At 58.9% G+C, this 16,837-nt stretch carries 15 protein-coding genes and 1 pseudogene; 1 reads left to right on the top strand and 15 read right to left on the bottom strand.

The window, feature by feature from the left end:
* Nucleotides 1-675 (top strand): site-specific integrase (locus HU729_RS14065; RefSeq protein ID WP_186710611.1); only part of this gene is annotated, 675 nt, incomplete at its 5' end.
* 319 nt (nt 676-994) lie between these two features.
* Here HU729_RS14065 and HU729_RS14060 read toward each other — a convergent pair.
* The 15 genes and pseudogenes from HU729_RS14060 to tssF all read right to left on the bottom strand — a co-directional run bounded on the left by HU729_RS14060 (nt 995) and on the right by tssF (nt 16,834).
* Nucleotides 995-1,483: a JAB domain-containing protein gene (locus HU729_RS14060; RefSeq protein WP_186710610.1), complete on the bottom strand. Its 489-nt coding sequence runs from the start codon at nt 1,481-1,483 to the stop codon at nt 995-997.
* Nucleotides 1,484-1,621: 138 nt separating this feature from the next.
* Nucleotides 1,622-2,308, bottom strand: coding sequence for a DsbA family protein (locus HU729_RS14055; RefSeq protein ID WP_186710609.1), 687 nt, complete (start codon nt 2,306-2,308; stop codon nt 1,622-1,624).
* Nucleotides 2,293-2,513, bottom strand: a pseudogene (locus HU729_RS25860) (hypothetical protein); the annotation flags it as partial. The pseudogene HU729_RS25860 and the gene HU729_RS14055, both read right to left, overlap by 16 nt.
* A 52-nt stretch (nt 2,514-2,565) precedes the next feature.
* Nucleotides 2,566-2,823 (bottom strand): PAAR domain-containing protein, encoded by a 258-nt coding sequence (locus tag HU729_RS14050; protein ID WP_186710608.1) that lies wholly within the window; start codon nt 2,821-2,823, stop codon nt 2,566-2,568.
* The gene (locus HU729_RS14045; protein WP_186710607.1) at nt 2,820-3,713 is read right to left on the bottom strand and encodes a hypothetical protein; all 894 of its coding nucleotides are present in this window, start codon (nt 3,711-3,713) and stop codon (nt 2,820-2,822) included. The genes HU729_RS14050 and HU729_RS14045 overlap by 4 nt, the downstream gene beginning before the upstream one ends.
* A 2-nt stretch (nt 3,714-3,715) precedes the next feature.
* Nucleotides 3,716-6,706, bottom strand: coding sequence for a T6SS effector BTH_I2691 family protein (locus HU729_RS14040; RefSeq protein ID WP_186710606.1), 2,991 nt, complete (start codon nt 6,704-6,706; stop codon nt 3,716-3,718).
* The gene (locus HU729_RS14035) at nt 6,699-7,553 is read right to left on the bottom strand and encodes a DUF4123 domain-containing protein (protein WP_186710612.1); all 855 of its coding nucleotides are present in this window, start codon (nt 7,551-7,553) and stop codon (nt 6,699-6,701) included. Before HU729_RS14035 ends, HU729_RS14040 begins: the two co-directional genes overlap by 8 nt.
* A 65-nt stretch (nt 7,554-7,618) precedes the next feature.
* Complete coding sequence (gene tssI / locus HU729_RS14030; RefSeq protein ID WP_186710605.1) at nt 7,619-9,787, bottom strand: type VI secretion system tip protein TssI/VgrG; 2,169 nt, start codon at nt 9,785-9,787, stop codon at nt 7,619-7,621.
* Nucleotides 9,788-9,859: 72 nt separating this feature from the next.
* A complete protein-coding gene (locus HU729_RS14025) occupies nt 9,860-10,375 on the bottom strand; it encodes an Hcp family type VI secretion system effector (protein ID WP_186669712.1) in 516 nt (171 codons plus the stop codon).
* A gap of 133 nt (nt 10,376-10,508) precedes the next feature.
* The gene (gene icmH / locus HU729_RS14020) at nt 10,509-11,357 is read right to left on the bottom strand and encodes a type IVB secretion system protein IcmH/DotU (RefSeq protein ID WP_186710603.1); all 849 of its coding nucleotides are present in this window, start codon (nt 11,355-11,357) and stop codon (nt 10,509-10,511) included.
* Between the two features lies 1 nt (nt 11,358).
* Complete coding sequence (gene tssK / locus HU729_RS14015) at nt 11,359-12,696, bottom strand: type VI secretion system baseplate subunit TssK (protein WP_186710602.1); 1,338 nt, start codon at nt 12,694-12,696, stop codon at nt 11,359-11,361.
* Nucleotides 12,697-12,742: 46 nt separating this feature from the next.
* Nucleotides 12,743-13,537, bottom strand: a complete 795-nt coding sequence (tssJ, locus tag HU729_RS14010) for a type VI secretion system lipoprotein TssJ (protein WP_186710598.1) — start codon at nt 13,535-13,537, stop codon at nt 12,743-12,745.
* Nucleotides 13,534-14,091 (bottom strand): FHA domain-containing protein, encoded by a 558-nt coding sequence (locus tag HU729_RS14005; protein ID WP_186669707.1) that lies wholly within the window; start codon nt 14,089-14,091, stop codon nt 13,534-13,536. The genes tssJ and HU729_RS14005 overlap by 4 nt, the downstream gene beginning before the upstream one ends.
* On the bottom strand, nt 14,088-15,104 hold the full coding sequence (tssG, locus tag HU729_RS14000; protein ID WP_186669706.1) for a type VI secretion system baseplate subunit TssG: 1,017 nt from the start codon (nt 15,102-15,104) through the stop codon (nt 14,088-14,090). The genes HU729_RS14005 and tssG overlap by 4 nt, the downstream gene beginning before the upstream one ends.
* Nucleotides 15,068-16,834 (bottom strand): type VI secretion system baseplate subunit TssF, encoded by a 1,767-nt coding sequence (tssF, locus tag HU729_RS13995; protein ID WP_186710596.1) that lies wholly within the window; start codon nt 16,832-16,834, stop codon nt 15,068-15,070. Before tssF ends, tssG begins: the two co-directional genes overlap by 37 nt.
* Nucleotides 16,835-16,837: the final 3 nt, after the last annotated feature.

Here is a 16,837-nt window from a genome sequence, read left to right as displayed (position 1 = left end):
GGGCTTGTAGAGGGCAGTTGGACGGAGGGCCATTTCAGCACAGGTCAGGCGGCCTGTGCTGACTTGATCGGAGAATCCCTAGAGATGCGCAAGGAGGGGCGGCGGGGCCAAGAGATTCCCCCCTATATCGTGCCGTTGTCCGAGCAGGCCAAGGACATCGTTCGGCAGTTGCTGCAGGAGGTGCGGCCTGCGCAGAAGTACGTGTTTGCCCATCGCTATGATCTCAATGATCGGATGAGCGAAAACACCCTCAACAATGCCTTGCACCGCCTAGGCTATACCGGTTTGCTGACCGGGCACGGGATGCGCGGGACGCTGTCCACGGCGCTGCACGAAATCGGCTATTCGAAGGCCTGGGTCGATGCCCAGCTCTGGCATGCGGACCCAGACAAGGTCAGTGCTGCGTACAACCACGCTGAATATGTGGAGCAGCGGCGCCGAATGATGCAGGACTGGGCTGATCGGCTCGATCTGTGCGTAGAGGGCAACATCGAGGCAGCGACCAGACAGTTGACCGTCTATCTGGATGGTCTGGATGAAGGCAGATCACCTTATCCTTATATAGAGGTTGGCGATTGCGCAACCTCTATCATTACCGAACAAAGGTCTGGTGTTCACGGATTTCTGAAGCTTTCAAAGTCGATAGCACTCACTCCAGTGTTCAGGCCTGTATGAAATTTAACGATCACTGTCCGGCCATCTAGTTTGGCGGGGCAGTCCAATTTATTTCCACCGAGCTCGCCTATTTCATTTTTATTGAACTATCGTCGTTCTGTTCCATAGGTCCTCCGTGCATATTTATATTTCCTGTTTTCTGCGTTTGCATGCATCTACAGATAAGCACGAAATTATCGATTCCTGTACTGGTAGAACTTATAGTGTCTATCCGTACAGTGTTTTATGAAGGAGGCGCAGCGCAGGGCTATAAAGTCGGCGCTGCAAAAGCAGCACCGACTGACAAGGACCAAATACGTCCTGCCTCCTTGGGAAGGAGTCACAGCTTCCCCGCTTCAGCAAACGAGTACGCCTCACCACACCCAACAACGAAATGATCCAACACCCGCACATCCACCTGAGCCAGTAGCTCCTTGAGCGTGCGCGTCAACACGGCATCCGCGGAACTGGGCTGCACGTTTCCAGAGGGATGATGGTGCGCCAGGATCACCGCCGCACTGTTGACCTCCAGTGCCCGCTGCAGCACGCGCCGTGGCGGCACTGTGGCGCTGTTGATGGTGCCCTCGACCAGCGTTTCGAAGGTAATCAGCCGGTGCTGGCTGGACAGGAACATCACGGCGAACACCTCATGCTTCTCCTGTGCCAACCGCAACTGCAGGTAGCGCTTCACTTCATCGGGGCTGCTCATCATCTGCCCACGCTGAAACAGACGCTTTTCGAGTACCGCAACGGCCCGACGCACCAGGCGCTGTTCGGGTTGGGACAGAACGCAAATGGCACAGTCCGTGCCAGAGTAAAACGGGGTCATGGAACCTCCTACGACGAAAGGGGAGGTTCCGCCCATCGGGCTGAACCCCGATGGGAAAGATGAGGTGCCCGAGGTGGGCGAAGAGGAACTGCGCGTTCAACACCGCAAGCGCGGCGCCGTAGCCGTGACGAACGTGGGCTACCTGGGCATGTCGCTGACTACGTCAGCAGGCATTTCGGTGTTTGGGCTGTCGGGCGGGACCAGCAGGTCGATCGCCGAGAGCAGCGCGTCGGGCTCGACGGTCCCGCGCAGGGTCAGTTCCCGCTGGCTGTGATTGTCGATCAGGCGCAGGGCAGGGGTGACATTCAATCCGTAGCGCTGTGCATCCCTTTTATGCGCTTGCACCACCTGAGCTATTTCCTGACCGTCCAGGCAGGCCTGCAGAGCGGGGGAGCTCTTGGGGTACTTCGTGCCGCTGGGCAGCCCAAGGTCATTGCCCTGGGTGTGCAGGAACACCCACACCAGCGCGCCCCAGAATGCTTCGCGCCCCTCCAGTTGCCCCATGCACTCGGCCAGCGCGGCTTCGCGGCTGGCGGCAGGTTCGTGCTGGGGGAGCGGCAGGTGATGCCAGGCCAGGTTGACGTGATCGTTGGTGACGACCCAGCGCTGCAATTGCGGCAGGTACTCCTGGCAATGGGGGCATTCCAGGTCGGCGTAGAGCGCCACGGTAAACCGGGCCTCGGGATTGCCGTAGATCCAGGGTGGGCCGTCGGGTTTGTCGATCATCTGTGCGCGAAACGGCTGCCACAGCAGTACGACAAGGACGATCAGGGCACACCAGCTCAGTGCCCATTGGGTGTTGGTCTTGCTCATCCGTTTGAGCATGGTGCCTCTCCTGGCAGGTCGAAGTGCAGGGGGGCGGTGCCACGGGCCAGGTCGATCTCTGGGCCATGCGTACCGCTGCGTCCAGTTCACTGAGCCCGTGTTGCTGCATCAAGGTATGACGTGTGGTGTTCTCCTCAGGTTCCGTCATCGTCAGGGTGAGATACAGGCTCGGTGGAGCGGTGCCGAACAGCAGCTCCATCGACTTGTGCTCAATCCCCCTTCGCAGGGCCGATTGGCCTGATATCCGCTCCCTGCAGCTAGTCAACCAGCCAACCTGGATCTCCCTCGACCAGAGTCCCACCGTGGCTGGTAGTGTCTCCCTCCCTGGCTGCCGGCTGGCCTTCGATGAGCGTGCAGTTTGCGCCGGTTTCGATTACAGCCCCGCAACTGATGCGGTCGCCTACGCGTGCGACGGCCCTGCCATCTACGAATGTTGCGTTTGCGCCGGTTTCTACCGTTCCTGCGCCATGAAGTGGGCAGTCATGAGCGTGGCCGACGAGGACGATGGGTTTCAATTGCGCTTCCTTTTAAATGGCTGGGCAGGGGCTTCCTCAAATGCCTCTGGCGGTGGCGGCGCAGCCCGGACGTTGAACAACCGGCAGACGCCGTACCAGCAAATGGCGACTGTGAGGTTGTAGGGGAACAGCACGGCCCAGAATGGCAGTTGCCAGTTTTTCTTGCCTTGGAGTTCACCGGGCTCACCGGTTCGCCAGGGAGCGTAATGACGCCAGGCTTCTGCCGGGGTCAGGCAGATGGCGTGCAGTGGCCGGTGCCACCAGTTAGGTTCACCAGGTGGCGGCAGTTTGTCTGGGCCGTGGGCCATGAAATGGCGCAGGTATTCCCATACTTCGGCGACGTGCCTGATGTCGGGTTCGGTGGGTTCATTGCTGTCGACCCACAGGCAGTCCTTCTGGTGGAGGCTGCCGTCTGCTCGGCGTGGGGCGAAGGCGAGTGCATAGCTGGTGGTGAAGGATGAGCCGCCGAATTCGGTGCGTTTGAAAAGCCCACCGCCAGTGTTGTGCCACTCAAAGACTAATGTCTTGCTCAAGCGTTTGTAGTAGATTTTTTGGGTGGAGCAATTAAAGCAAAAGCTTGATAAGCCTTTGATAAACCATATCCTGTAAAGAAGGAATGGAAGAAAGGTGAGAGGTATAAGTGTTAATGCGGAAAATAAAATGGGTGAAAGTTTGAAGTCGCTCCAGCTTAAATTGGAAAAAAGAAAAGGGTAGAAGCCGAGCATTAGTCCAGTAATTAATGCGCAGTACAGTTTTCCCATGAAGACAGAGTCGGTTACCCAAGGGTTACGTAGGCATAGGACTTTTTTGGATGTGCTTAATAATTGTCCGTTGATGGCTGGTTGATATTCGGAGCATGAGGTCGGGCTAAATATCCATAAGGTTGCCATAATTAGTACTCTAGACGAAAAGTTGAGTTGATCTCAGTGTCTTCCATCAGTCCTTGGTTGGCGCGATAAGTTAGATGCAGTGAGATGTGTTTTTGGTTGGTTAGGGAGTTTTTGAAATTTAAAATCAATCCGCTATCCACGACGTGAGCAGTAGGGTTTATTGGGAGAGCATCTACGCTCAGGTCGTCATGAATGCTGCCTAAACTAGCCGACCATTCGCTGACTCCGACTATAAATTCAGGTAAATATATCGTGAACTCGGCGATTGTTTCAGGCGCGACTAAATTTCTATTTGTGATGGTTTTCCAGTTTTTGGTTGCCTCCTGAGACCTCCGATGCCACTTGGTGTCGACATTGGCTATGCCAAATATTAGGGCCTGCTCAGCTGATATGGATTTCGGCTTGTAATGCTCATTGTGCCAGGTCCCGACTTCTACCTGCAGTGACGTGAATATAGGAAGTTTTTTTTCATGATCCAAAATTATGCCAGGACGAGCCTCCCCATCATTGATTCGGTTGCCGAAGATGCTGCGTGCTGCCCAAAGCTCGATCGGGCTGTGAAGATGTTCATATGCTTTGGAGTGCAGATAGAGGCCTCCAGCGACAATCGCTGCTCCTGCAAGCACAAGTGCTGCTGCGGCCCAGCCGGCGAAGGGTACAACAGACGTCGCTCCTGCAACTGCGAGTCCAGCCTCAAGAACGACGATAGATCCAACTGTCATGCTTGCCGCTCCAGCAGCTGTATATCCGGCTGCTGCTGAATTGCCGTTGGAAAGTTGTCTGACCGCTTTGAAACCGTCAGAAAATAGTCCAAACGCTATTGCAGGGTATCCCGCTAATCGCGCGAAAAGATTACTACCCAAGAGTTTTACAAGTCCGTTTCCAAATGCCATCCCCGGCGCTGTCGGGCTCAATTTCAGCATCATGGCTTTTTGCGTCGCCCGAACGCTGACCAATGTCGCAGCAGTCGCACCGATCACGCCAAATATTGAAGACGCAAACCCCAGTGTGTTTTCTGAGGCAGAATTCTTCTGCAGGCTGTTATAAGCTGTTTTCAGCGAGACCACGTTGAACCACAGCATCCCCGCGTTCAAAGCCCCGCCACTGCCCGACGTAAGCAATCCAAGAAAGTTGGGTTTCATGTGCGCGGTGGTGGTCAACTCGATCGCTACCGTGCGGCTGCCCGAGATGCGCAGTTGCTTCATCTCTTCAACCTGGGCCATGCCTTTGTTCAAGTACTGTTCTACGGCCTGGCTGAACGGGTTATCCCTAATGGCCTGATCGGTGATCTGGTAGCGTGCCGCCAACAATCCCAATACCTTCTCGGCATTGGCCTCACGCGCTGCCGCCAGCACTTGCTGACGCAGGCCATGGCTGGTGTCCCAGCGAGTATTGCCACGCAGGCGCTTGAGCACTACGGTGCTGACCGACTGTGCGGTGAGTTCGGTGATGCCGGCACTCGCCGGGAAGCGGCCGGCCAATCCTTCGATCACGCTGTCGGCGGCTCCCAACAGGCTGCCGACCGCATCGGCCTTCTCCTTGAACGGGTTGAACGGTGCCAGGGCGGTGTACAGCGGGCTGTCGTGCTGATCCAGCCACTGCTCCAGGCGCCTGAACCGTGGGTCCTGATCTTCGCTGCCGGGTGTTGGCTGGCTCATGGGCAGAATCAGCAGCGCCAGAATGATTTCCAGGCCGCGGGCGGAAGTGCGATCGTCACGGTCATAGCAGGCCAAGGCGGCGGCCAGGCTGTAAGGGTCATCGATATGCCCGGCCTCTGCAGTGGCCAGCCAGGTGTCGTGATCATGGCTGGCTTGCAGTGCCAGGTCACGCAGGCGTGCCATGCGCTGATCCAGCGCATCGCGCTCGTCGAGGAACCGCAGGTATTTTTCGGTATCGATGCGCAGGCCCAGACGTGCCCCGTTGGGAGAGTAGTCTTCGTGGGTGAGGGCCAGGTAGCGTGCTGCGGCGCGCGAATGGGCAGGGTTGTCGCGGGTTGGTTTCAACCTGAAACCGACCAACTGCGGCGAAGGCGCATCTGCCGGGTACAGGCTCTCCAGCGTCTTGTTCAGCAGCATGGCAACCAAGTTGCGATGGTGAAAGTCTCGGCTCTGAGGGCTCACTTGCTCAACGTCCAGCTTGAAACAGGAGGGTAACTCCTGTTGCTCGGGGCTTTGTGCAGGTTTTGTGTGTTCCAGTTGCTCTGCGGGCATCAAGTCGCGCAGTTGGTGTTGGTAGGCCGAGACCGATAGGCTCAGGTCAAGGGCCATGCCTTCGGCATCAGCGAGTGCGACCACCACCGGTACTTTCGGCTGCGACCACGGATAATGCCCAGCCGCTGCTCTGAACATGGCAATTGGCAAGGTATCGGCGACAGGGTGGCTGCTCCAAGTCAGGGGCATGCGCCGATTGGTCTGTTTGAAGTCTTCGACCCAGTTCTGCAGCGCGCTGACGGGCAAAACATGGGGCTGGGAAGAGGGGGCCTGATTGCCGGCCACCAGCTCAGCCATATCCAGCAGGCGCATGTGCCGTTTGCGTAGGGCGGGCGAAGCGCTGATGCGAGCGGTGGTAGCGTTGGTCCATAGGTGGGGGCTGTAACCGATCCACACTTCCTTGGCTGACTCCTGGCAGGTATCTGCCCAGACCCAAGCCATGGTTTCGCCGGAACGATAGCGGTTGCGTCGGTGGTATTGCTCGAGTCCCTGGTAGCGCAGCTCTTTGTAATTCCCTTTTCCGTCGTATTCATGAATGACCAGCTTTTCGCCCAGGGGGCCTTTCATGAACACGTAGACGTACCCTGGGCGCAGGGCCCGCAGCGTATAGGCACAATGCTGTAGCGGGGGCAGGTCCTGCTCCAGCTTGAAACCTGCGTCGCTATACAGGCAGCCAGGAGCGCCGGCGACACGGGGCACGATCGCGTAGCGCACCGGCAGGATTGGTACGCGCGGGCTGCAGGCCGGGCCGGCAGTAGCACTGCTAACCGAAACGTCAGTCATGGCGGGGCTCCTGGCTATCAATCAGCGCTTGCAGTTGCCGCAGGCGCCCTTGGGGCGATTCTTCGAGGTTGGTGTAGATGTCCGCGGCCTTGCCATCGCTGATGACGGACATGTGTTTGGCCGTCATCCGGATGAACTGGCCGGCAACGTCCTCGTCACGAAAATTGAGCGCTTTGAGTTGCGGGAGCAGGGTTTCTATCCAGCGGCGGAGTTCGGCCAAGGTACGGGTCGCGTAGGCCGGCATGGCCAGTACCTCGTGCGCCAATGAAAGGACGAAGTGCTCGTGCAGGCCGGCCTGTAGCCGCTCCAGTTCATGTGCGCCAAGGATCAATGCGGGCTCGGATATCGAGCGAGCAGCAGTCGCAGAGCGCTCGAGCGCCTGCCACTGGTGGGCGGGCCCCCAGTTGGTTCGCCATGCCAGCCGAGATATGGGCCCCAGCCAGCGCTCGCGGTTGCATTCATCCAGCGCATCCAGCCAGGCTGAGAGATGATCCGGTTTGAGATGAAAGATGGCAGCGCCCTGGTCTGGGAGCGTCACTTGCACAAGGCTGGTGAGGTGACCATTCAGCACTTCGAGGTCAACTTCGGCGTCCAGCGCGATGGCACCGCCGATGGGCATCCAGGTCTGGATGGCATGGGTACGGAGCTCGGTTTCTCCTGAGGTGTTTACCAGCAGAGGGCCGAAGTCATGATGGTTATCCAGCGCGCTGCGTTTCCATGGCCATGCATACGGTGTAGTCCGACTGATCTCATGGATGAGGTCGAGTACCGACGGGGCATGGGCGGGCATCCATTCACCCTCCTGGGGAATGGGTCGATGCGCCCAGTCTTCGAGCGTACTGGTCATGAGCAGCAAAAAGTGGCAGTCGCTGGCGACATTGCCGTTGCTGTGTGGTTGCAGAGGCACAGTGCTCATTGGCTCGGCCTCTTGATGCAGCGGCAATCGGGCAAGGGGCACGTGCCATCTGCGCGGCGTCCGCATAGACGCTCGAGCGGTTTGCCGCTGAAGAAGTCGCTGGCGATGGAGAAGGGGTTTGTATTGCCGCCTGGCGATTTGAGTAGCTGTCCGTTGATATGGATGGTCGAGCCGTCCAGGGTGATGCCTGTCTCGTCAATCCGGATGGAGCCACCAGGCCCTTGAATGAGCACAGTTTCCGTTGAACGCAGCTCATAGCGACGGGTGCGTCGGCGGATTTCAATACGAGCCTCCAGCTCGGCGTGCCCTTCAACTTGCTGTTCCAGGTTGCCGCCAATGCGGGAGTGATGATTGGCAGTGATCTGTTGTTGACAATGATTGCCGATAGTTTCAACGCGGTCCTTGGCAACGGTGATTGTCTGATTACGACCGATTTTCAGAAAAGCGTCATTGCCAATAGTGGCTCGCTCGTCGTTACCGACGGTCTTGTCGCGATGGTGGCCGATCAGGATGGACTCGTCGTTTTCGACCTGCTCCTTACGGTCGTTGCCAATCTTTGTCGTCTCATCATGCTTGACCACATTGTTCTGATCCCGCTCGGCATGAATGAACACCTCCTGCCGCCCCAGTTCATCCTCGAAGCGCAGCTCGTTGAAACCATCCCCTTTGTGGGTCTGGCTCTTGATGGTCATGCGGGTCTTGTGTTCGGGCAGGTCGTAGGGCGGCAGTTGATCGCCGCAGTAGGTGCGGCCAGTGATCATCGGTTGGTCGGGGTCACCGTTGACATACTGGATGATCACATCCTGGCCGATGCGCGGAATGGCCATCGAGCCCCAACTGCCACCGGCCCAGCCTTGCGATACCCGCACCCAGCAGGAGCTGAACTCGTTATTCTCGCTCTCGCGGTCCCAAGGAAAGCTGACCTTGACCCGGCCCCACTCATCGCAATAGATCTCTTCGCCCTTAGGTCCGACCACGGTGGCCATGTGCGGGCCGTCGATGCGCGGCTTTGCCAGGGGGGCAGGGCGCCATTCGGTCCGACCGGGGACCAGCACGGCGGTCTGCTCATAACGCGTGCTCTGGTCGATCCCTGTGGCTTCTTCCTGCAGGCTGGTGAACTGGCTACCTTTGTGGGTAACCGCATTCACCCGCCAATGGGTATTGAGGTCATCACGCGGATGACCCGTCAGCGTGAAGCTCAAGCCCGGTTGCAGGCGTACGTCATCACCTTCGACTTGCGCCAGTCGTACATCATGACGCAGTGCCGTGATGCGGTTTTCGGTGAACGGTTTACCTACGACATCGCGCTTGTAGCGGCCTGGGTAATCGAAATATTCGTACTCGTTGGACTGATGCTCCAGGAAGGGGCCGGAGGCCCTGTGTTCCTGGCGGTAAGCCGGGTTGGTGAAGGTGTAGTCGCGCTGAACCTGGCGTGCGGTGCGCACCTGCTCGCTGTAGCTCAAGCGGCGCAAGCAGGGAACAGGCTGGTCGCCACCGCTGCTGGCTTGGTACAGCACGCTGTCAGGGGCTACAGGCTCTTCGTTATCAAAGAAGCCCTCGTCTTCATCCTCGGGCTTGATGGCGCCATGGCTGATCAACCCCAGTGATTGCAGCCGATCGGTGATGATCAGCTTGTGCAGCTTCTCACTGTGGGCGAAGCGATAGACGAAGCCTTCTTCAGCAGCAAGGCGGGCGATGAACGCCAGGTCCGTCTCGCCGGCCTGGACGCAGAACTCGCGGACCTGGTGGTCCATGCTGGCACGCAGTTCGTATTGGTCGATGCCCTGACGCTTGAGCATCAGTTCAAGAATTTGCGGCACAGTCTTCTTTTGGAAGATACGCCAGTTCGAACGCAAGTCGGCGCGGGCCAGTTGCGGCTCGACCAGCGCGTGATAGTAAGTGCGGTAGAAGCCGCTTTCAGCCTGGCTGAAACGGCTGACCAGGCCGTGCACGTAGCGCACAGGGCGTTCACCTTCCCAGATGGTGAACAACACCGGCTTGTCGAGCAACTGACCGAAGTCGATGTCGTTTTCGTGGCTGATCAGCTGAAGTTCGAGCGTGAACGGCTGGCTGATGCCCTCCTTGAGTGTGAACGAAACCACTTCGAATTCTGCTTTGCCAGCAAGTGGCAGAAAGCTGTAACGCAAGTCAGATTGGCTAGGCATAAGCAATCCTTGTCCGCCGTCTGAGATACGAAATGCCCAGGCAGCGATGGCTGCCGGGGCATTTCTGTTAGATCAGGCGATCGGTTTGCGCCAGTCGTCGGAACCCTCGGTGCCCGCAGTCACGTGGGTCCAAGAGATCTTGCGGTATGACAGCGAGACCTCGATAAGCTGGGTGAAATCAGCGTTATCCTTGTCTTGTGCGTGAGGCAGCACCGTATTGATATCAACGATGGTTGCATCCTCCATCTTGGTCGTGAAGAAGTGCTCCTGCTTGCCCTCTACCGAGGTGCGATACCAGTTGACTTCGACGGTGGGCAGCATTTCACCGCTGGCCAAGGCTTGATACATCAACGGCGTGGCCTTGTTCAGCGAACTGGTGAAGATGAACGGTTTGTGTACCCGTTGTCCGGCGGGCTGACCGCTTTGCGGATCCGTAGGTACGGTCACTTGGTGCTTGATTTCCTGTACCAGAATCTCGTCTTCGTGACCTTCGACGAAGACATTGCCCACCGAGTCGGAGGTGAAGGCGCCCGCAGTAATGTTGCCTTGGGTCTGGCCTTCGATCTTGATGTAAGCGGGTGTTGGCATGGCAGTTTCTCCTGCGTCCATGTGGATTGAGCACGCGCACACACGGTGGCGTGGCCATCGGAAACGATGGGCTTGTCAACGAAGCCATTGCCTCGTCAATTCGTTGAGTTCCGTTACGCCGGATGTCGGCGGGTTACTGCTGCAAAATGCCGTTGAGCGATGCCAGCACCTCTGTGGTAATGAGGTGCAGGCGGTAGTTGTAGGTGCTGTAGGCCGCAGCCATGGCCGCGGCGGAAATTGCCAGTGGGCTCCACCATGGCCATTGCCGGTTCATGCGGAAGTTGCGTGGAGCCACGTTGGTGTAGGGATCGCAGACATGTACCGGTGTTGGTCCACGTAGTTCACGGATGATCCCGTGGAGCTTGTGGATCAAAGCGTTCAAGGACTCATCGCCTTTCGGTGCGATGGCGTACTTGCCCTTCAGGCCCAGGCACAGCGCGAAGTACATGAACTCCAGTACGGCTTGATAACGCTTGGGTTCTTGCATCAGGCGCGCGAGCACCGTGAAGAGTTTTTCTCCACCCCAGGTTTCGTCATGAAAGATGCTGAGCAGCGGCTCTTGGCTCCAGCAACTGGTCTTACCCCAGGGCCTGTCCATGACCGCTTCGTCGATATAGAGGCACAGCCCGTACGAGTAGGCGAGCAACTGAGGATGCTCGTAACCGTGCTGGCGCATCTCTTCCCGGATGTTGTCGATCTGGTTGCGCACCTGTTGATGCACATCCTTGATGTTGGGCAATGAATCCAGTGTGCGCAGGCGCATCACCAGGCCGAACAGGGGGGCGGCGGCATCCAGCATGGGATTGGCATAGCCGCCCCGCAGTTGGAAGTCTGGGTCGGCGAAGTAACCTTGAAAAGCAGGTTGTGCCTGCGCATTCGTGGCGATGTTGTCGGAGGATCTTTTGGCGTCCCTACCTGCGTTGGCTAACGCGTCGAAGAGGCCCCTGTTGCCATCCTGGCTGTCGTGAACACCATCTCTCATCTCATTCACTCCTGATTGCCCAGAACTGAATTTCAAGCCCTGGGAACTCGCCTGCGACATGAATGCCGAAGCCACTGGACGTCTTCATGCCAGCCCAGGCTGGGCCTCGACGGTCCAGTTCGAAGTAGGTGAAACCTGCGTGGAATGGCAAGTCCCTAGGCGCCACGGGCAGCGGCACCAATGGAATACCTGGCAGTTGCAGCGGCACAGCTTCATTCAACGATTCCAGCGAGACGACTTTTGCCTTCTGCACGAACATCTGGCGCAACGTGTGCGGTGGCAGATTGGCACGTACCGCCAGGATGAAGTCGGCTTGGTCGATCAGGCGACGGTCTTCCAGGGTGGTCGTCATCACGCCGTACTCCAACGTTTGCAATGGCAGCGAGACGGCGCGGGGTTGCAGCACAGTGCTCAGTGCCCGGCGCAGTGTGTCCTCCAGCGGCTTGAACGAGGTGCGCAATGCGGTGTGGTGATAGGCGGGGTAGTCCTGTGGTAGCCGGGTTTCGTCGGTGAAGGTGACGAACTCGCCACAGGCCTGGCTCATGTGCAGATACAGCTGCTCGGGGTGGGTCTGGCCTTGCCTGGTCAGGTGCTGGAAGCACGGCCACCAGCGGTTCATCGCCTGCAGCAGGTTGAAGTCGCGGATGTCGGCGATGCCCGACTGCCCAGAAGCGCCGATGCGGGCGGCCAGGTTGCGTGCGCGTTCGCGCAGCGTATTGGTGATCTCTTCCAGAAAGCGCTGCAGTGCCGGTATGGCGCGTACCGAAACGCTGGTGGGGTAGAACCCTTCGTCCAGTTGCAGGCTGCCATCGGGGCGCCGCTCAAGAATCCGGGTCACGGCCAAGCGGGTATAGGCGCTGCTGTCGTCGGCTTTGCGCTTGAGTTGCAAGTTGGGTACTGCCAGGTCGACCTGTACCAGGTCACCGTCTGTGCTGTGGGTGTCCTTGATTTCCTCGGCTTGAGCGCAGTATCGGAAATTGGCGGGATTGTCGGGCCAGCTCACCTCTCGGCCACCTTCGGTGCGCAGTGGCAGGCACAGGTAGATCTCGCTGTCTTTCGCCCCGTCGTCCTCGATTTCCAATGGTGGCGGGGGCGGCAGGTCGGCGGGTATGTCGAACACTGTGCCGTCCGGCATGATGCCCCGCGCACGGGTGATAGCGATCTTGCCCAGGCTCAGGTACTCGTCGTTCAACTGCAGTTCGCTGAAACCATAGAACGCCGCATTGAGGCTGCCCAGGCGTTGGTGCAGGGCTGCTTCGCTGGCCCGGGCCGCCTGTTGAAAATGCTGCGGTTTGACGAACAGGCCTTCGGGCCACAGTACGGGGTTGCGTGAACTCATGAGCGCTCCGTGTCAGCGTGAGTAGGTGAGGTAGTCTGGCGTGGCATCAGTCTTCCTCCTTGAGCTGGACCTGCGTGTCGTTGAGCAACACCGACAGGATGATCTGGTGGCCGCGAGGGGGAATGCGCAGCACTTGACTCCAGGTGGCGTTTTCCTGGTTGCGGTAGTCGGCGATCACCGCGATGAAGCGGGTTTCGGGATCGATGGGCGCGAAGGGAATGAACTTGAACTGGCCCGGTCGCAGCAGGTAGTCGTCATCGCGGATGTAGGTGCTGCGCAACGCCTTGGGCGGGTCCTTGTCCAGCAGTTCGTAAACGCTGTTGCGCAGTAGCGAGTCGTCACGCAGTTGCAGGATCTTGATCGCCATGGGCGTAGCGACAGGCTCGGCGGCCACGGTCGTGGTGTGGGGTAAGGTCAGGACCACGGCCGGGTCGTCGTAGCTGCCAGGAGTGCTTTCTTCCATGGGCGATCGCAGCAGGTCGTCGTCCTCGTCCACTGGCATCGTGACTGGCGACATGGCGGGGAACTGTTGCTGGAGATATTCGAGCAAGGTCCCGACTTTCTCGGTCAAGGCGTACGGGTCACCAGCGCTCAAACTGACGGCGTAGGGGCTCGCTTCCAGGGCGCCAGGCTGCTCGACGGATACTTCGACGCTGTGAGCGTTGCCGTTGAGCGTCGGGCTGGCGTTGATGCTGAACGCGACTTGGGTCGGGTGTTCCTTGGGCGGTCCGACGGGCACCGAGGGGTCCACGATGATCTGGCCGATCTTGCTCAGAGAAGTGCAGCCGCAGAGCCCGAACAGCGCCGTCAGCAGAGCGGCTGCGAATGGGTAACGGATCATGGGCGTTCTCCTGCAATCAGGCTTTCCAGGGGGGGCTGCTGCGCAGGTCCTGTCTCAGTATCCAGCGCCGCCAAGGGATCGCTGCCAACCCCTGGTTCGAAGACCGAGCAGATTTCAACGACGGCCTCGCGGGTGGCACAAGCCGATTGCCAGGTCTGGGCGGGTATATCGATTAGCCATTGATCAAAGGTTCTCTGGTCAAGGCTGAACAGGTCTTCCAGCGAGCGCACATCCGCTTGTGAAAGCTGAATCTGCAGCCGGTAAGCGCCGATGCGCAGTTGGTCACCTTCGAGCAGGCGTCGGGCGGTGAGCGCCCCCACGCAGTCGAGACTGTCGTTCAGGTAAGTGCGCTGGCAGTGATCGATGACACAGAAGCTGCCTTCGATCCAGCGAATCTCGCAGTGGACCGGCGCAACGTTCCCCTCACGATCATTGATCCGCCAGGTAGCCCCTGCGCTGCCGATGGTGCCACCGATGCGATCGAACTGATGTCGTGCCGTTACGTCGTGCTGCAACTGTTCAAGGTTGGTGATGCTCAAGGTCAAGGTGCTCATGAGCGCCCCCGAAACCGCACAACCGGGGTGATCTGGCCGTGGCGGTCATCGACGAAACTGGTCCAGCCCAGGTAGGCGCCTTGGCTGGCGTGCAGGCAAAAGGGCGATAGGGCGTTCTGCTTGAGACGCAGCTCCAGGTCGTAGGCCAGGCCATCGCGCAGCAGGAAGTCGATCAGTGCACGCAGGCGATTGAAGTTGATGCCGCTGGGCAACAGGTTGCGCAACTGATTCTGGTCGAGCTCACTGATCACGATGGTGAACTTGCTGCTGCGGGTTCGCGTGCGGCTGCCGACCATGAACGAACTGCCCAACTGGCCATTGCTGCGGCCTAGGCTTACCAGTTGCTGGGTCGTGGTGGGGACCAAGCGGGTTTCGAACTCGCGGATCTGCACCTGCTTGAGGTCGAAGCAGTGGGCGATGATGCCGGCGACTGTGCCGGGCGCACGGCTGCGGCTGGCGATGACGCCGGCGAAGCTGAGCAGCCGACTCCAGGGCAGTGCTGTGTCGCCGCGCAGCTGTTTATCATTCAACCCGAGCAGGGCAAAGATGTACTGCGAGAAGCCGTCGGTAGCACCCGGCTGGAAACGAATGTAGTAGCGGTACTTGCGCCAGATGCGGTGTAACAGGCTGAGCAGGTAATGATTGAAGAAGTCGAAGAAGGCCGGGCGCACACCGATACCCTGCGCATGCTCATACGCCACCTGCTCCAGGTAGTAGGACGGCAAGGGGGAGTCCGTACCATGCAGGCCCATGAATGTGGTGCAGACGCGGTAGCGGTCTTGCGCCGCAGGCATGCGCTCGGCTTTGTATACGTCCGAAACAGGAAAGGTCAGCCGCGGGTCGCAGGCAAGCCGCACGCGTAGACGTGTGGCTTTGTCTGGCCAACGCGGTTCCAGATCATCACCGTGCAAGCCGTGCAGGCGCTCCAGCAACTGGAAGAAGTTGTACTGGTGTGCCTCGGCGAGCAACGTGTCGGCTAGATCAGCGGTTGCTTGCCGGTCTGGATTGGCCATGTGTAGTGCTCGGTATTGGTGATGTTGATCACTTCCAGTTGATGGAAGGAATTGATGCTGGCGTAGAGGGCGAAGAAGTGTGCGAGCACGCAACCGAACAGGTAGAGGTCGCCCTCGCAGAGGAACGCCGCCTGATCCAGCTTCAGTCGTGTGCGCAGGCCACGAACGGGCTGTCCCTTGATCAGCCAGTCCAATGGCTCTGTTTGAACATCCCTGATGCCATCGAGGCGTTTGCGGGTGGTGCGTGTCTGCTGGATATCGTGCAGCGCCGCGAAGTCGTAGGCGCGAATGACCGCCTTGAGCGGTTCAGCCGAAAGCAACGACAGGTAGTTCAGTGACATGTTGGAGATCAGGGCCCACTGCAACTGGCCGTCCAACACCGGTCGATACGGGCGGGTTGGGGCACAGATGTTGCTGTAGCTGGCAAGCGGTGGCGTCACCTCGGATATCACGTTGATGTCATCGATCGCCAGTGCCAGCGGTAGGTCGCGATTGCTACAAGTCAGGTCGATGGACGCGGTTTCCAGCTCACCGATGTAGGCGTTGGCGTCCGCGCGCACAAAGGCAATGCGGTGCGTGACCCCATCACCGCGCAGGGACTCTTCGAGCGTGTAGCGGTAGTACAGCGCCTTGCGCCCTTGAACATGCTCGATCTCATGAGCGAACGATTCGAAAGGGCGGAAGGTCCGCAGGTGTTCGCCGGCACTACCGTCGGTTGTCGTGCGGGTGCTGATTACCTGGTCCACACTGAAGATCTCATAGGCATGCCGCGCGTCCCCCCTGGGAGTGAGCTCGACCTGGGCAGCCTCATTGGACAGGTCGATTGGCTCGGCGCTGTGTGCGAACAAATTCACCGCAGGGGTACAGCACAGGCTGAAGTCTGCTTCTGCGACACGCAGTGAGTCAGGTAACTGGCGGGAGAAGTGAAATTCAAGGCCCACTTGCTGCGCAGCTTGATCAGGCCAGATCTTCTCCAGCCCCGTTAACGTGAAGAAATGGAAGCGCTCAGGGAAAACGAAGTATTCCTGGAGGATTCGGTAGCCGTCGAAGACGTTCTGCGGGTAGGGCAGTAAAGCCTCGTCTGGCCTGAAGCCTGGGAAAGCGAGGCTACTGGCGGGTAGTCGACGAACTTCACCATTGATCATCACACTGACATGTTTGAGGTACTGAGCGATCCAGAGATACAGGGTGCGGGCGGTCTGGGTGTCACCGCTCAGGTGAAAGTCCAGGCTGTGGCAGCTCATCGTATTCAACGGCCGCTCTGCCAAGGTTCGCAGGTCGAGCCGAACCACCGAGCTGTCGAGTGTCTGGGTAGCGTGTACCTGTTCGATCGCGAACGGGTGGATGTCCACCTCGGTGCAGGTGCGAAATTCGCAGGGCACCCCATCCACAGGTTTGGAAAACAACCGCGAGCCCCTCGGGATACGCTGGGATTGACTGAGTGCCTGCTTGCGTGGCGTGAACTGGATGATCGTGGCGCTCGGCAGCGGCCGCAGGTAGTTGGGCCACAGCAGTTGCAGCATGGGGTGCGTCAGCTCAGGGAGGTCGTCTTCCAGCTTGAGCCGCAGCTTGGCGGTGAGGAAAGCGAAAGCCTCCATCAACCGTTCGACATCCGGGTCGCTGCCACCCTTGCCGAGCAATCGTGCAAGTTGTGGGTTGTCTTCGGCGAAGTCGTTCCCCAGCTCATGGAGGTAACGCAACTCTTCGCTGAATCTGTCCTTGAGCGACATGCG

Source organism: Pseudomonas sp. RW10S2 (genome assembly GCF_014268985.1).
GTDB lineage: Bacteria > Pseudomonadota > Gammaproteobacteria > Pseudomonadales > Pseudomonadaceae > Aquipseudomonas > Aquipseudomonas wayambapalatensis.
This window is presented reverse-complemented; position numbering and strand designations above follow the sequence as displayed.

What these genes read in the sequence shown, in the direction of transcription:
- HU729_RS14035 (WP_186710612.1), bottom strand. Translation starts at nt 7,553, where the DNA reads ATGACCAGTACGCTCGAAGACTGGGCGCATCGACCCATTCCCCAGGAG.
- HU729_RS14005 (WP_186669707.1), bottom strand. Translation starts at nt 14,091, where the DNA reads ATGAGCACCTTGACCTTGAGCATCACCAACCTTGAACAGTTGCAGCAC.
- tssI (WP_186710605.1), bottom strand. Translation starts at nt 9,787, where the DNA reads ATGCCTAGCCAATCTGACTTGCGTTACAGCTTTCTGCCACTTGCTGGC.
- HU729_RS14055 (WP_186710609.1), bottom strand. Translation starts at nt 2,308, where the DNA reads ATGCTCAAACGGATGAGCAAGACCAACACCCAATGGGCACTGAGCTGG.
- icmH (WP_186710603.1), bottom strand. Translation starts at nt 11,357, where the DNA reads ATGAGAGATGGTGTTCACGACAGCCAGGATGGCAACAGGGGCCTCTTC.
- HU729_RS14060 (WP_186710610.1), bottom strand. Translation starts at nt 1,483, where the DNA reads ATGACCCCGTTTTACTCTGGCACGGACTGTGCCATTTGCGTTCTGTCC.
- tssG (WP_186669706.1), bottom strand. Translation starts at nt 15,104, where the DNA reads ATGGCCAATCCAGACCGGCAAGCAACCGCTGATCTAGCCGACACGTTG.
- HU729_RS14040 (WP_186710606.1), bottom strand. Translation starts at nt 6,706, where the DNA reads ATGACTGACGTTTCGGTTAGCAGTGCTACTGCCGGCCCGGCCTGCAGC.
- tssF (WP_186710596.1), bottom strand. Translation starts at nt 16,834, where the DNA reads ATGTCGCTCAAGGACAGATTCAGCGAAGAGTTGCGTTACCTCCATGAG.
- HU729_RS14045 (WP_186710607.1), bottom strand. Translation starts at nt 3,713, where the DNA reads ATGGCAACCTTATGGATATTTAGCCCGACCTCATGCTCCGAATATCAA.
- tssJ (WP_186710598.1), bottom strand. Translation starts at nt 13,537, where the DNA reads ATGATCCGTTACCCATTCGCAGCCGCTCTGCTGACGGCGCTGTTCGGG.
- tssK (WP_186710602.1), bottom strand. Translation starts at nt 12,696, where the DNA reads ATGAGTTCACGCAACCCCGTACTGTGGCCCGAAGGCCTGTTCGTCAAA.
- HU729_RS14025 (WP_186669712.1), bottom strand. Translation starts at nt 10,375, where the DNA reads ATGCCAACACCCGCTTACATCAAGATCGAAGGCCAGACCCAAGGCAAC.